The following is a 13,200-nucleotide window of genomic DNA, read 5'->3' as shown; positions in this document are numbered from 1 at the left end:
CTCAGTTGGTTGGCGCATGCTAGCCGAGGGCGCCCGGCATTGGAACCGGGTTGCCGCGACACGGTCAGGAAAGCCGCAGGTCGCGCAGATAGGCGTTGGCGTCACGCGAGCGCAAGTAATCGCCTGGCCGGATGTCGGCGATGATGACGCGCGCCTCGGTCACCGACGCCATGGCCAGAGTGCCGCCGTCGGGGGCGACGACGTGGGAGATGCCGGCATAGGCGAAGTGATCGTCGCGGCCGGTATGGTTGGCGTAGGCAACGAAAATCTGGTTCTCGAAGGCGCGCACGGGGATCATCCGCTTGGCGATGAAGGCGGCTTCCGGCGAGACCGGCAGGGCGGTCGGCACGGCGACGAAATCCGCCCCGGCGACGGCGAGGCGGCGGACGTTTTCGGGGAATTCGACATCGTAGCAGATCAGCATTCCGAGCTTGAGGCCGCGCCATTCGGCGAGGGTGGCCACCGGATCGCCAGGCGCGAAATAGCTGCGCTCATAGTCGCCGTAGAGATGCGACTTGCGGTAGACGACGGGCGCGGCGTGGCCGTCGGTGAACAGCGCGCTGTTATAGACCGCCGCGCCGTCCTGCTCGGGAAAGCCGGCGATGATCGCCAAGCCGCTGGCCGCCGCGATGGCGGCGAGCCCGGCCACCTGCGCCCCGTCGCGGGGTTCGGCGAGATCGCGCAGGCCGTCGCCCGCGCCGTAGCCGATGGTCGCCAGCTCCGGCGCGATCAGCAATTCCGCGCCCCGCCGCGCGGCGTTCGCGGCGGCCTCGGCGATGCGCGCCAGGTTGGCCGCGACATCGCCCGGCACGGCGGACATTTGCAGCAAGGCGATGCGCATCAGCGCTCCTCCGAGGCCCAGGCGCCAAGCAGGCGCGGCAGGTCGCCGAAGCGCGCCACCAGTCCGAAAATCAGAGCCGCCAGCGCCACGAACAACACCGCGACGGCGGCCATGGTCGGCGTGTAGCCGTAGCGCAGCGCGTTGAAGATCTTGATGGGAAGCGTCTCGGTGGTGAAGCCGACGGTCATATAGGCGACGATATATTCGTTGAGCGACAGAACGAAAGCAAAGGCGTAGCCAGAGAGCATATAGGGCCGGATCATCGGCAGCACGATGGTGCGAAAAATAGTGCGGCTGTCGGCGCCCATGGTCGCGGCGGCTTCGACCAGCGAGCGGTCGATGGCGGCAAAGCCGAGCGACAGGGTGACGAGCGGCAGCGTCACGAAAAAGATGGCATGGGAAATGACGGCGGTCCAGGCCTGGCCGTAGAAACCGAGCGTCGCCCAGAAGGAGAGGAAGCCGAGCGCGGTGATGACCGGCGGCAGCATGAAGGGCGCCGCGCCGAGCACGACGAAGATGCGCGTCCAGGGCGCGCTACGCCGCCACATGAACCAGGCGAGCGGCAGCGCCATGGCCACCGCGAGCCCCGCCGACAAAGCCGCGATGGCGAGCGAGGCGAGCAATGCGCCGCGCCAGCCGGGATCGGTGAAGAGGTCGCCATACCAGGCCAGCGACAGGCCCTGCGGCGGGAAAAGCAGCGTCTTCCTCTCGTTCAGCGAAACGCCCGCGACGACGATCAGCGGCCCGGCGAGGAAGAGAGCGACCAGGGTAAAATAGGCGGTGCGCAGCAGCCGTCCGGTCATCGGCCCTCCTCCTTGGCGCCGACCAGCAGCGTCAGGCCGATCAGCCCGAGCGAGACCAGCACGAGGAATACCGCCATCGCCGCCGCGAAGGGCATGTTGGACTGGTAGATCGCCTGATCGGTGATGAGCACGGAGAGCGTCCAATGCTGCGGTCGGCCGAGCATTTGCGGCAGCAGATAGCAGCCCAGCGCGAAGACGAAGGCCATGATGAGCGTGGCGAAAATGGTGTTGCGCAGCGCCGGTACCACGACGTTGAGGAAGGCGCGGATGGGCGAGGCGCCGAGCGTGCGCGCGGCTTCGACCAGGGTCGGGTCGAGGCGGGCGAATGCGGGATAGAGCACCAGGATGGTGTAGGGCAGCGCCTGATAGATCATCGCCGTCAGCAGCGCGCCGAAGCCGGGCAGCAGCGCCATCGGCTCGCGCATCAGCCCGAGGGCGACCAACAGATTGGTGATGCCGGCGGTGCGCGAAAAGATCGTCGACCAGGCGAAGCCGATGATGACCTCCGAGAGCGACAGGATCGAAAGCAGCGCCACCAGCCAGAGGATTTGTGGCCGTCGCGGCAGGCGGGTCAGCAGATAGGTGAAGGGCAGGCCGAGCAGCACGCAGGCGGCGGCGGCCATGGCCGACAAGAGCAGCGAGAAGCCGAGCACATTGGCGAAGAACGGGGTCAGGAAGCGCTCGTAATTGGCGAGCACGAAATCGGGCGTGTAGAAGCCGCCCTGGTGGCGGCGGAAGAAGCTCACCGCGACCATGATGCCGAAGGGGACGACGAAGAAGCCGGTCAGCATCGCCGCCGGGAAGAGCAGCGGCGCATAGTCGGCAAGCCTGCGCGGCGGCTCGCGCTTCATGAGGCCAGCACCACGCAGCACTCCGCCGGCAGCACGATGCCGACCGTGTCGCCCGCCGACAGCGCCAGCCTCTCGCGCGGCGTGGTGACGGCGACGATGGGCGTGCCGCCGACATCGATGAAGGTCTCGACCGTGCCGCCGAGATCGCGCACGAAAGTGACGCGGCCGACATGCGCCGCGCCGTCCGTGCGGGTCAGATGCACATCCTCGGGGCGGATCGACATGACGGCCTTGCCGAGGCCGCCGGGCATGGCGAGCCCGGCGACGGGCGCACCGGCGGCGAAGACGCGGCCCGCGGGGTCCGCCTCGACGGGCAGCAGGTTGGTCGAGCCGATGAAATCGGCGACGAAGGCATCGGCGGGCTTGCGGTAGATCTCGATCGGCGGGGCGACCTGGCGGATACGGCCCTCGCCCATGACGACGACCAAATCGGCCATGGTCATCGCCTCGCGCTGGTCGTGGGTGACGACGATGGTGGTGATGCCGAGCTTTTGCTGGAGCTGGCGCAGTTCCACTTGCATCGCCTCGCGCAGCTTGGCGTCGAGGGCGGAGAGCGGCTCGTCGAGCAGGAACAATTGCGGCGACAGCGCCAGGGCGCGCGCGATGGCGACGCGCTGGCGCTGGCCGCCCGAGAGCTGGCTGACCGGCCGCGCGGCGAAGCCCGGCAGCCGCACGAGCTCGAGCAGTTCGGCGGCGCGCGCCTGCTGCTCGGATTTCGGGCGGCCGCGAATGCGCAAGGGATAGGCGATGTTGTCGCCGACGCAGAGATGAGGGAACAGGGCGAGCGACTGAAACACCATGCCGAAATTGCGCTTATGCGTCGGCAGCTCGGTGATGTCGGCGCCGTCGATGAGGATGCGTCCGGCGGTCGGCGCTTCCAGGCCCGCGATCATGCGCAGCAGCGTCGTTTTCCCGCAGCCGGAGGGTCCGAGCAGGCAGACGAAAGTGCCGTTCGGCACGGTGAGCGAGACATCGTCGACGGCGACGACGTTGAGGAAGCGTTTCGAGATGTGGTCGAGGACGAGACCGGCCATGAGGGACCCGGGAGAAGAACAAGCTCGGTGTCATCCCCGCGAAAGCGGGGATCCAGTACGCCGCAGCAGTCGCGGCGAGGCAGGCCCAACGGCAAGTTTGCCCTTTACTGGATCCCCGCTTTCGCGGGGATGACAAGAAACGGCGCCGCCGGGGTGTCATCCAGCCCGGCGTCGACAGGATCAGCCGACGATCAGCTCGGTCCATTTCTGGTTCAGCCAGTCGGATTTCGACTGGTAGAGGTCGTAGCGCGGGACGATCGGGTCGATGGCCGAGGACACCGCGCCGAACTCGGCGTCGGTCAGATCGGTCAGCTCCCGCTTCACCGTCGGCGAGGTGCCGACCTTGCGCGACATCAGCGCCTGGATCGCCGGCTGGCTCATATAGTTGATGAACTCATGCGCCTCGGCGGTCTTTTTCGACGCCGAGGACACCGCCCAGCAGCCGCTGTCGAGAATGCCGCCCTCTTTGGGGAAGGTCGAGCGCACCGGGTGCCCGTCCGCCGCCGCGAGACCCGTAACGTCATGGTAATACTGGCCCATCGGGATCTCGCCGGATTTCAACGCCTGTTCGAACTGCGCCTCGTCGCGATACCAAAGGCGGACATTCGGCTTCAGCTCCGCCAGCTTGGCGAGTGCCTTCAGAATACCCTCCTCGGTGTCGAGCGCCTTGGTGCCGCCGAAATAGGTTTTTGCCGTGACTTCGAGCAGGAACGAGTTGGAGACCAGCGCCAGCAGGCCGAGCTTGTCCTTGTTCGCCGGATCCCAGAGCACGGCCCAGGAGGCGGGCGCCTCGGGGAAGATCTTGGTGTTCGAGACCAGCGTGATGTACCACGACACCGCGCCGATGCCGGCCACCCGCCCGTCCGGATATTTATTGATGAAGCGCTCGACCAGATTGCTGGTGTTGGGCAGCTTGCTCATGTCGAGCGGCGCCCACAGGTCAGTCGCCTGCCCTTTCAGCATGGCGACCTGCGACATCATCGAGACGTCGGCGGGCGCCTGTCCGGCTTTCGCGGCCTGCTGCAGCTGCACCAGCCACGCCTCGCCGGTCGGCTCCGCCACGGCTTCGACGCCGATGCCGGTCGCCTTGGTGAATTCGGGGAAGATGTGCTTGTCAAAACTGTCTTTGAAATAGCCGCCATAAACGCCGACTTTCAGCGACTTGTCCTGGGCCCGCAGGATCGCCGGCATCGCCACCGCAGCCGCCCCCGCCAGCCCCCCGATCAGCACCGATCGCCTGTTCGTTCCGCCATTTGAGATTTTTGACATGTCCTCGCTCCCTGCCTCGGATGTGACACTCCATCTGCAATTTCCATTCCAGCCGGATGGGTGGGCCTGCGGCGCACCCCTCACCCGGCGGCTTCGGCCGCCGGCCTCTCCCACAAGGGGAGAGGGCTAACAACGAGACCGGCTTACCCTGCCCTCTCCCCTCGAGGGAGAGGGCTCCCGCCGAAGGCCGGGGGGTGAGGGGGCCTTGCAGCGCCGAAACGAGCCAGGCCTAGACCGCTCCTCCCCCGACCGATGGGCTGTAGACCATCAAACTCAGAATCTCGAACAGCATCTGGCCGCCCGCCTGCGCGGTGTTGGTGGTGGCGTCATATTGCGGCGCGACCTCCACCACGTCGCCGCCGACGATGTCGAGCCCCTTCAGCCCGCGCAAAATCTCCAGCGCCTCCCGTGTCGTCAGCCCGCCGACCTCCGGCGTGCCGGTGCCGGGCGCGAAGGCCGGATCGAGGCTGTCGATGTCGAAGGAGAGATAGGCCGGCCCGTCGCCGACCACCGCCCGCGCGCGCTCGACGATGGCGGCGATGCCGAGCGCGGACATCTCCTCGGCGTGGATCACCGTCATGCCGGATGCCGTGGAGAACTCCCACAGATACTCGGCCGCGCCGCGAATGCCGATCTGGATGGTGCGCTCCGGGTCGAGCACGCCGTCGAGCACGGCGTTGCGGAAGGGGCCGCCATGGTGGAATTTGGTGCGGTCGAAGCCGCCGCCGGTGTCGCAATGGGCGTCGATATGGATCATGCCGACCGGCCGCTTTGCGCCGACCGCCTTAAGGATCGGGTGGCTGATCGAATGGTCGCCGCCGACCGACAGCGGCGCGACGCCGGCCTCGACGATCTGCGCGACGCGGCGCTCGATATCGGCGTGGCTGAGTTCGAGGTCGAAGCGGCTGCGGAAGGGGACGTCGCCGATATCGGCCACTTTCAGGTCAAACACCGGCGCGCATTTCAGCACATGATTGTAGGGGCCGATGCGTTCGATCGTGCGCAAGGCGCGCGGGCCGAAGCGCGAGCCGGGCCGGTTGGTGACGCCGAGATCCATCGGCACGCCCAAAATCGCCACCTGCAGGTCGCCGAAATCGGGATTGTCGGCATCGAGCGGGCGATAGGGAGCAGTGAGGAAGGTCGGCACGCCCGCATAGGGGGCGAGGCGGGTGCCCTTCTCGGAAAAGATCTTGTCGGCGACCTTTCGGAAAATCGGGTCCTGAACCTCGCCGCCATGGCTGTCGCTGAATTGGGCTCTGAGGGCGTCGAGCTTCTGGCGATCCCAAGCCATGAGGGGGTATGTCCTTTCCTGTCCGCGCTTCGCATGCAGTATGCTGGGCGGAGGAAGGGGAATGCAATTGGGATTGTCGCTCGCGGCGCCGAGCGTTTAGGCAGGTGCTGGCGTCATAAGTCCCAGCCAAGCAGGAAACTGCGCCGCAAGGTGCCGGTCGCCTTCGATCGACAGGGCTTTGCGGGCCACGTCGCGCCAGGCGACATAGCCAAGATGGACGGAGACGCAATCGCGGATGTCACCGCGAATTATGAGGTCCTCCGTAAATCCCGGATCCTTGACGCAGACGCTCGCGCCGGAGCGTTCGAGCAGCAGCCACATAATGCGGTATTTGGTCCGGCTCGCCGGGACGCCGGAGAACTCGAAGCGGACGACCACGCGCCGATCCGGCAGCGCCTCGAGTAAGGCCCGCCCGCGCAAGGCCCACATCAAAAGGCCGGGATCCAGTTCCGCCGGTGCGATACGATCCCTCGCGTGGGCCGTGCCCCATTTGCCGAGCGCAGCGATGACCGGGCGGAAATCCTCTCCGGCCGGCGTGAGCAGATAGTCATGGCCACCACCGGGCCGCCGGCGCCGATCGATGATCCCGGCATTCTGCAATTCGCGCAGCCGTGTGACGAGGACGGCGCGCGAGATTAGCGGCACGCCGCGTTGGATGTCATTGAACGAGCGCGTTCCGGCCATCAGTTCGCGCAGGATGAGCGGTGTCCAGCGCGCCGCGAAGATTTCGGACGCTTTCGCAATCGGGCAGAATTGGCCGTAACCGTTTGGCATAGCCGCAATTTAAGGAGGCGGCAGCCGGGATGCCAGTCTGAAAAACAGACTTGGCGCAGGCGCTGCGGGCAGGCCAGTTGTGGCCGGCGTCACGATTACGGACGCCGCGTCATCTCGAAAGCAAGGGGGCTCTCCGCAATGACCGATTATGTTCTAGTCCATGGCGCCTGGCGCGCCGGCTGGCTCTGGAAACGCGTCCGCCCGCTTTTGGCAGCCGAAGGGCACCGGGTCTTCACACCAACGCTGACCGGGCTCGGCGACCGCTCGCATCTGCTCAGCCGAGACGTCGGCCTCGAGACGCATATCGATGACATCATCAACCTGATGATCTGGGAAGAGGTCGAAGACGCCATCCTGGTGGGGCATTCCTATGCCGGCGTGGTGGTGCGCCATGTCGCCGACCGGATGCCGGAGCGGATTCGCTCGCTGATCTATGTCGACGCCTTCGTTCCCGATGACGGCCGGTCCATCAACAGCTATTTGCCCGATTCGGGGCAGCGCCACCGCGAAATCGCCCTCGCTCACGGCGATGGTTGGAAGGTCCCAACCATTCCGGCACTGTTTTTCGGCGACAACGCCGCGGATGCCGAATGGATCGACCTTCAATGCACGATGCACCCATTATCGACGTTTGAAACACCTGCCGCGCTAACCGGCGCCTGCGACAGCGTGGCCGACATCGGCTACATTCTGGCGAACGGCTGGGATGGTCCTATGCGTCAGTTTTACGATGCCGCATCGGAGCGCGACTGGTGGCGGGAAGAGTTGCCTTGCGGGCACGATGTGATGATCGACATGCCGCAAGAGCTTGCTGCTCTCCTGCTGAAACGGGCATAAGCTCAACGATCGGGCGCGGTCTCGATGCCGACGCGGCGCGAGCCGCATTGGCTGCACACCAGAAGCTGCGCCACCTCGTAGAGCGTGGTGTCGTAAGGCAGGCCGAAGGAGGTCGCCGCCCAATCCGGGCCGTGTATGGCCGCATGGCCGCAGGCCTCGCACCAGACGCGGATGTTGATGCGCGCCTTCAGCAAAGCCTGAAGCGTCTGTTGCCGCCACGTATAACCGCGCGGCTGCGGATCACCTCGCATTACCATGTTCGCACTTTGTTCCATAATCCCCCGCCCGTCAACCTCCCGCCGCCGAACTGCGACAGCATGCGCCACTGGCCTCAGGTCATGCTCTTCAGCACATCATCCTGGCGGATCAGGCGGTGGAACAAAGCGGCAGCCAGATGGGCGAGGATGATGGCGAACAGCAGGAAGGCCAGCACGCTATGCGATGTGCGCAGGACGGCGAAGAGCTGGTCGCCATGCGGCGCGATCGGCGGCAATGGGATCGAGCCGAAGATCACGATCGGATAGCCGCCCGCGGACAGCATCGCCCAGCCGACCAGCGGCAAGGCGAACATCAGCACATAGAGCATGAGATGCGACGACTGGGCGGCGAAACGCTGCCAGCCGGGCAGGTCGGCGGGGAGCGGCGGCACCGGGCGCAGCAGCCGGTTGATGAGCCGAACGGCCGCCAGGACCAGCACGACGATGCCGATCGAGCGGTGGACGGTGAGCAGCTCGTAATAGCGCGGCGATACGGTGCTGACCATGCCGATGCCGATGAACAGCATGGTCAGGATGAGCAACGCCATCAGCCAGTGCAGGACGCGCGCGAGGCCGTTGAAATAATGGGTCATTGCGGCGCCTCCGCTGAACGGCCAGCAATCGCGCTGGGGGATTTTGGCTCGCCCATGCGCCGGCGGAAGGATGAGGAATAGACGGCGGAGCGCGCGTAGGCGATCGGATCGTCGGACGGCTCGATGCCTGGCGGCAGCACCATCGGATCGAAATTGATGTCGCGGCAATTGCCCGGCGCCTCGCTCTCGACATGGGTGACGATCAGCTCGCCCATGTCGACCTCGCGGCGCCCCTCCGGCCATAGCTCGGCGGCCTTGTTCGGATCGCCGGGCTCGGCGAAGGTCGCGATCAGGCGCCATTTTTGCGGACCGGCGGCGACTTGCGCCAGCAGATCGTCGAAGACGTAGTTCGGCGCCGCCTTTTCCCGCTCCTCCTGGCTGAGCGAGGAGAACGGCGCCTCGGCGCGCATGGTCCAGCGCACCAGCCGCCGCTGGCCGTCCGGCGCAACATAGATGAAGCCGTTGACGCTGTTGAAGCTGTCATTGACGAAATTCGCGGCAAGCGGCTTGGCGGCGGCGCGGGCGAGATAGGCGGCCATCTCGGGATGGCTGGCGACGAAGGGCTGCACCTTTGCCGGATCGGGCTTGCCGGTCTGCGGGTCCGGCGCGGTGGCGAAGACCAGCGCGAAGAAGTCCTCGGTGGTCGAGACGGGCAGGCCGGGCGTGTTGTTCATGCCGGTGCGCCATTCGCCGCCCTCCGCCGGCATGCGGAGCGCCATGCTGCGCACCGGATCGCTTGAATCCGGGGCGTAGGGATTGGGGGTCGATTCCGCGAACCGGCCGGTGACCGGGACCGGGTCGCCATTGAAGACGCTGGCCACCGACCAGGATTTGGCGTCCGGAGTCCCCATGAAGGTTCCGGCGAGGCAGATGCCCTTGGCGTGCGACCGCCGGAAGCCGGGGAAGACGCCGTGCGCTTGCTGCATACCGTCGACGAAGCGGGCGGGACTCAGGCGGTCCGGCGTCAGCCAGCCGCCGGTATAGGCGAAGGCGGCGGCGGCAATGCCGAGGATCGCGGCAATGGCGACAGCCTGGACGGGACGGCGCCGCAGCAACGCGAGCGTGTCGGCAGAGGGCGGCGACCGGGCAGCGTCATCCGGATTGTGACCATCATCCGCCATCGCGCACCCATCCGTCTGCTTGTGACCCGTCCATGAGGCAGCTTAAGGCGGCGCCTTAGGGATCGCGCTCAAGCTTCCTCGATCAAGGTGAATCAATCGCTAAGGCACACGCATAAGCTGAAACGGTCGCGGTTATTTATGCAAGAGCTCGCGGATTGCCTCCCGCGATTCCTGGACCTGCTGCTGGCCTTCCCGCGCCATGAGCAGCGACTTCGACCTCTCGTGATGCTGGCCGGGGATGGCGCGCATGATGCCGATGACCTTGTCGGCCACCACGTAGACCGGCTTGCCGCTCGGCAGCGTGAAGCGGTCGACTTTGCGCCGCACCCGCACCTTGGCGACGACATTGTCGAGCGTGTCCTTCACGTAAAGGCGCTCGAAGGCGTAGTCGATGACCACGGCGCCGGGAGGCTCGTCCCGCCCGGCGGTATCGCGAATGCGCCAGATCTCGCTGATTTCGACTTCCTGCACGTCGCCGTCCAGCGTCCGGAACGAAACCCCGCCGAGAGGCGCTTCATTTGCCGGGCGCTCGGCGGCCTGGGCGGCGCCGGCCGCCAGGGCCAGCAACCAGACGCAAAGCATTGGAAACCACAGGCGCGACCGCATGACACCCACCATTATTGACGCCCATCATAGGCCATCACCGGCCGGATCGCAGCCATCGCCATCGCGCCCTTCGGACCACAATGGCCCGGCGTAATGGCCTGCCTGTGGCGCGAGCTTTTCGAGAAATGCGAATTCAGTGATATAGATCATCGATTGCGAAATGCTTGAGCAGTAGCTGGCGGCATCGGACCAGCAGGACCGGCGCAGGAAAGTCACGACGGATGTCTATCGTATCGCTCGTCAAAATCTTCGAGCTCGACGGCAAGAGACCGCAGGCCAAATCGGAGGCTGCCGTCGCCGCGAAAGATTTGCGCGAGCTGCTGTCGAAGCCCGTCGCGCCGATTGCCGCACTGAGCCCCGAGCAGCGCGCCGAAATCACCGATGCAAGGCTGGCCGAATTCGCCGCCGCACTCGACGCCACACGGCCGAAATGGCTTTACGACTATGCGGCGGCGGCCGTTGCCCAGCTTCCGGGCAATGAGAAGCGCCTGCGCGGCTTCATGCTGCGACTGCTGTTCGATGATGCGGCCCATACGGCGGACGCATTCAACGCTCTGGCCGAACAGGTCCGCAAGCTGCCTGAAACGCGGCGGACGGGCGCGCTCGGCGTGATCTTCGGTAATCTGGCCGAGGTCGCGGAGCTGCGCACGTCGATCTCCATCGAGGAGCTCGAGCCGGCCTTCATGGCCCTGGTCAAAGCCGCGAAGGCGCCGCCGACGCCACTGGCCTTTACGCGCGCGGTCCAGCCGATGCTGCGCGTGCTGGGGATGCTGTTTCCGGGTCCCGCCTATCCGGCGTCAGCCGACATCGCCGGTCTTTTCGAGCCTCCCCATCGCGCCTTCCTGCTGCGCAAGCGCTGGGTGACTTTCGCCGATGACATCAACGCCCTGTTATGGGACCAGCTCTGGCGGCGCGGCCGCGAGAATACCGCACCGCGCGCGGCGCCCGCTCCGACGCCGGCACCGGGGCCCGCGCCGGGCCAGGGAGCGCAGCACCAGCATCTGATGAAAGAAGCCGCCTGGGCGGAAGCCGACGAAGCCATCGGCCGGGCACTGCAGGATATCGGCGTCCTGACCCGGTCCTTCGACAAGCTCGAAGCCGTCGCCGCCGGCGATGCCGCGACGCGCACGAAATCGGCCAAGGGCGCCTCGAACCTCATTCTGCAATGGGTGCGGCAGGCCGCGCGCTACCGGGACATCGAGCCCCAATGCGCCGTCGGTGAACTCGCCGAATTCGATCCCGTCTTTCACGATTCCGACGAAGCCATGCCCGGCGATCACGTGCGCATCGTCAAGCCGCCGATCATCCGCCGGGTCGGCTCTCAGCAAGTTGTTCTGTTGCGTGGAGTGGTTGAACTCAATTGAGATTCAGTCGTTTTTATGGGGCAAGAGGGAGAGGGGATCGATGTCTTTATTGACCATGCCGCGCGACCGCAACTGGATTGGCTGCATAGACTTCGGCACGGCACTGTCGAAGGCCGCGCTGGTCAAGCGCAAGGTAACCTCGCAGCTCCGGGAGCGGGAGATTATACCGCTGCCCCTTCGTGACGGTCTGTCAGGCAATCCCGTCTTGCTGCCTTCCGTGATCTATCTGACGGACGACGCCGTCCTGTTCGGCGACGAAGCCGCGCGGGAGGCGGTCCGGGGCGAATATCGCGGCCGTCTGGCCTTCAGTTCGCCCAAGCAATATCTGAGCACGCAAGATACCGACTCTCTCGATGAAGCCCTCGAAGCCGAAGTCGACCCGACCGGCAGCTATACGCCGCGGCAGCTTCTGGTCCTGTTTCTGGCGCATCTTCTCTCGAAAGCGCAGACGGCCGCCGAGCGGGCGCCTGCGCCCTGGCCCGTCCCCTTGCGATTGGCGCGTCCGGCGTGGGACCGCGCCCGGGCCAGGGACGGCGAAAAAACCTTGAAGGGCCTTCTCCTTTGCGCCTTCGCCGTTGTCGACCGGCTTGGCGACAGGCTCGCCGCGCCCAAGGGCTTGCCGCACGATCTTGCGCACCGGGTACTTGCCGAAATCATCGAACTGGGGTTGTTCGCCAAGCTCGAGCAATTCGACCACGTCTTCGAATCGGCTCCCGGCACCGAGAGCGCCTCGATCCTGGAAGCAAACGCGGTCGCCGCCGGGCTCATCCGCAGAACCGGACGCCGGGTCATCGTGGTGGCGGATATCGGCGCGGGCACCTCCGATTTCGGCGCCTTCATGACCGGTCTTGCCGGCAACAATGTGGTGGGCGAGATCCCGCAGAGCTCGCAGATCCTGCGCCAGGCCGGCGATCACCTTGATATGCTGCTGACGCGACGGATTCTGGATGAGGTCGGCATCGATCCCCATGACCAGGCGGGCAAGGGCGCGGCCCGGCGTCTCAGGAGCCGGCAACGCGCCAATAAGGAAGCGCTTTTTACCGACGGCAGCGTGACGGTCGACCTCAACGACGGCACCTGCACCGTCACGCGGGAGGAGTTCCTGGCCGACAAGCGCGTGCAGGAATTCACGCAAAACCTGCGATCGAAATTCCATGCCACCCTGAAGGTCGCGATTGCCTGCGCCCGGCATTTCTCGCCCCGCAACGTGCAAACGCCGATCGAGATTGTGTTAACCGGCGGCGGCAATCGCCTGCCCATGGTGACCGAGCTTTCGGCCAATCCGCCACTGTCCTGGCGCTATGTCGAGGCCAACCGCGAGCTGACGGAATTGCTGGTCAACGCGCCCGGTATGCGCGCCGTGGAGCGGCAGCTTGCCGTCGCCGTCGGGGGCGCGGTGCAGTACATTCCGCAGCAGACCGCGCCGGTGCATATTTAGAGAATCGTCATCCCCGCGAAAGCGGGGAGTACTCCGCAGCATTCGGCGCAATGCAGGGCGCCGCGCCTGACTTTGCCGTTTACTGGATCCCCGCTTTCGCGGGGATGACAAAAACGGGCCT

The 13,200-nt window shown here is 65.9% G+C and carries 14 protein-coding genes; 3 read left to right on the top strand and 11 right to left on the bottom strand.

The features are described 5' to 3' along the window. Positions 1–64: 64 nt before the first annotated feature. From BLEFHOIH_RS08045 to BLEFHOIH_RS08015, 7 genes are all read right to left on the bottom strand, one after another. Complete coding sequence (locus tag BLEFHOIH_RS08045; protein ID WP_088344168.1) at positions 65–841, bottom strand: carbon-nitrogen hydrolase family protein; 777 nt, start codon at positions 839–841, stop codon at positions 65–67. Further along, positions 841–1,644 carry an ABC transporter permease gene (locus BLEFHOIH_RS08040; RefSeq protein ID WP_088344166.1) on the bottom strand — a complete coding sequence of 268 codons (804 nt, stop codon included), beginning with the start codon at positions 1,642–1,644 and terminating at the stop codon, positions 841–843. The genes BLEFHOIH_RS08045 and BLEFHOIH_RS08040 overlap by 1 nt, the downstream gene beginning before the upstream one ends. Further along, positions 1,641–2,495 (bottom strand): ABC transporter permease, encoded by an 855-nt coding sequence (locus BLEFHOIH_RS08035; RefSeq protein ID WP_088344164.1) that lies wholly within the window; start codon positions 2,493–2,495, stop codon positions 1,641–1,643. The genes BLEFHOIH_RS08040 and BLEFHOIH_RS08035 overlap by 4 nt, the downstream gene beginning before the upstream one ends. After that, entirely contained in the window at positions 2,492–3,529 is a 1,038-nt protein-coding gene (locus BLEFHOIH_RS08030) for an ABC transporter ATP-binding protein (RefSeq protein ID WP_088344162.1), read from the bottom strand. The genes BLEFHOIH_RS08035 and BLEFHOIH_RS08030 overlap by 4 nt, the downstream gene beginning before the upstream one ends. A gap of 180 nt (positions 3,530–3,709) precedes the next feature. Then, positions 3,710–4,798, bottom strand: a complete 1,089-nt coding sequence (locus BLEFHOIH_RS08025) for an ABC transporter substrate-binding protein (RefSeq protein WP_088344160.1) — start codon at positions 4,796–4,798, stop codon at positions 3,710–3,712. A 229-nt stretch (positions 4,799–5,027) separates the two neighbouring features. Beyond that, positions 5,028–6,089 (bottom strand): agmatinase, encoded by a 1,062-nt coding sequence (gene speB, locus BLEFHOIH_RS08020; RefSeq protein WP_088344158.1) that lies wholly within the window; start codon positions 6,087–6,089, stop codon positions 5,028–5,030. Between the two features lie 96 nt (positions 6,090–6,185). Continuing rightward, complete coding sequence (locus tag BLEFHOIH_RS08015) at positions 6,186–6,863, bottom strand: helix-turn-helix domain-containing protein (RefSeq protein WP_088344156.1); 678 nt, start codon at positions 6,861–6,863, stop codon at positions 6,186–6,188. Between the two features lie 138 nt (positions 6,864–7,001). Between BLEFHOIH_RS08015 and BLEFHOIH_RS08010 the strand changes: the two genes are divergently transcribed. After that, positions 7,002–7,700 carry an alpha/beta hydrolase gene (locus BLEFHOIH_RS08010; protein ID WP_088344154.1) on the top strand — a complete coding sequence of 233 codons (699 nt, stop codon included), beginning with the start codon at positions 7,002–7,004 and terminating at the stop codon, positions 7,698–7,700. A 2-nt stretch (positions 7,701–7,702) separates the two neighbouring features. Here BLEFHOIH_RS08010 and BLEFHOIH_RS08005 read toward each other — a convergent pair whose 3' ends face one another. From BLEFHOIH_RS08005 to BLEFHOIH_RS07990, 4 genes are all read right to left on the bottom strand, one after another. After that, positions 7,703–7,957 (bottom strand): hypothetical protein, encoded by a 255-nt coding sequence (locus BLEFHOIH_RS08005; protein ID WP_125461627.1) that lies wholly within the window; start codon positions 7,955–7,957, stop codon positions 7,703–7,705. Positions 7,958–8,031: 74 nt separating this feature from the next. Further along, positions 8,032–8,550 carry a cytochrome b gene (locus BLEFHOIH_RS08000; RefSeq protein ID WP_088344150.1) on the bottom strand — a complete coding sequence of 173 codons (519 nt, stop codon included), beginning with the start codon at positions 8,548–8,550 and terminating at the stop codon, positions 8,032–8,034. After that, positions 8,547–9,671, bottom strand: coding sequence for a catalase family peroxidase (locus BLEFHOIH_RS07995; protein ID WP_088344148.1), 1,125 nt, complete (start codon positions 9,669–9,671; stop codon positions 8,547–8,549). Before BLEFHOIH_RS07995 ends, BLEFHOIH_RS08000 begins: the two co-directional genes overlap by 4 nt. A gap of 132 nt (positions 9,672–9,803) precedes the next feature. Further along, positions 9,804–10,277: a hypothetical protein gene (locus BLEFHOIH_RS07990; protein WP_125461626.1), complete on the bottom strand. Its 474-nt coding sequence runs from the start codon at positions 10,275–10,277 to the stop codon at positions 9,804–9,806. A gap of 221 nt (positions 10,278–10,498) precedes the next feature. On the opposite strand from BLEFHOIH_RS07990, the gene BLEFHOIH_RS27215 reads away from it, so the two are divergent. Next, complete coding sequence (locus tag BLEFHOIH_RS27215) at positions 10,499–11,641, top strand: hypothetical protein (protein ID WP_088344142.1); 1,143 nt, start codon at positions 10,499–10,501, stop codon at positions 11,639–11,641. Positions 11,642–11,681: 40 nt separating this feature from the next. Continuing rightward, the gene (locus tag BLEFHOIH_RS07975; protein ID WP_348626037.1) at positions 11,682–13,079 is read left to right on the top strand and encodes an Hsp70 family protein; all 1,398 of its coding nucleotides are present in this window, start codon (positions 11,682–11,684) and stop codon (positions 13,077–13,079) included. Positions 13,080–13,200 lie beyond the last annotated feature (121 nt).

This window comes from Rhodomicrobium sp. R_RK_3 (assembly GCF_002198715.1).
In the GTDB taxonomy this organism is placed as follows: Bacteria; Pseudomonadota; Alphaproteobacteria; order Rhizobiales; family Rhodomicrobiaceae; genus R-RK-3.
Note: the sequence above shows the minus strand (reverse complement) of the source record. Positions and strands in the feature narration are given on the sequence as shown.

Bases quoted from the DNA above. Each gene is read 5' to 3' on its own strand.
- BLEFHOIH_RS08005 (WP_125461627.1), bottom strand. From the start codon at position 7,957: ATGGTAATGCGAGGTGATCCGCAGCCGCGCGGTTATACGTGGCGGCAA.
- BLEFHOIH_RS08015 (WP_088344156.1), bottom strand. From the start codon at position 6,863: ATGCCAAACGGTTACGGCCAATTCTGCCCGATTGCGAAAGCGTCCGAA.
- BLEFHOIH_RS08040 (WP_088344166.1), bottom strand. From the start codon at position 1,644: ATGACCGGACGGCTGCTGCGCACCGCCTATTTTACCCTGGTCGCTCTC.
- BLEFHOIH_RS07995 (WP_088344148.1), bottom strand. From the start codon at position 9,671: ATGGCGGATGATGGTCACAATCCGGATGACGCTGCCCGGTCGCCGCCC.
- BLEFHOIH_RS08000 (WP_088344150.1), bottom strand. From the start codon at position 8,550: ATGACCCATTATTTCAACGGCCTCGCGCGCGTCCTGCACTGGCTGATG.
- BLEFHOIH_RS07990 (WP_125461626.1), bottom strand. From the start codon at position 10,277: ATGCGGTCGCGCCTGTGGTTTCCAATGCTTTGCGTCTGGTTGCTGGCC.
- speB (WP_088344158.1), bottom strand. From the start codon at position 6,089: ATGGCTTGGGATCGCCAGAAGCTCGACGCCCTCAGAGCCCAATTCAGC.
- BLEFHOIH_RS08030 (WP_088344162.1), bottom strand. From the start codon at position 3,529: ATGGCCGGTCTCGTCCTCGACCACATCTCGAAACGCTTCCTCAACGTC.
- BLEFHOIH_RS08045 (WP_088344168.1), bottom strand. From the start codon at position 841: ATGCGCATCGCCTTGCTGCAAATGTCCGCCGTGCCGGGCGATGTCGCG.
- BLEFHOIH_RS27215 (WP_088344142.1), top strand. From the start codon at position 10,499: ATGTCTATCGTATCGCTCGTCAAAATCTTCGAGCTCGACGGCAAGAGA.
- BLEFHOIH_RS07975 (WP_348626037.1), top strand. From the start codon at position 11,682: ATGTCTTTATTGACCATGCCGCGCGACCGCAACTGGATTGGCTGCATA.
- BLEFHOIH_RS08010 (WP_088344154.1), top strand. From the start codon at position 7,002: ATGACCGATTATGTTCTAGTCCATGGCGCCTGGCGCGCCGGCTGGCTC.
- BLEFHOIH_RS08025 (WP_088344160.1), bottom strand. From the start codon at position 4,798: ATGTCAAAAATCTCAAATGGCGGAACGAACAGGCGATCGGTGCTGATC.
- BLEFHOIH_RS08035 (WP_088344164.1), bottom strand. From the start codon at position 2,495: ATGAAGCGCGAGCCGCCGCGCAGGCTTGCCGACTATGCGCCGCTGCTC.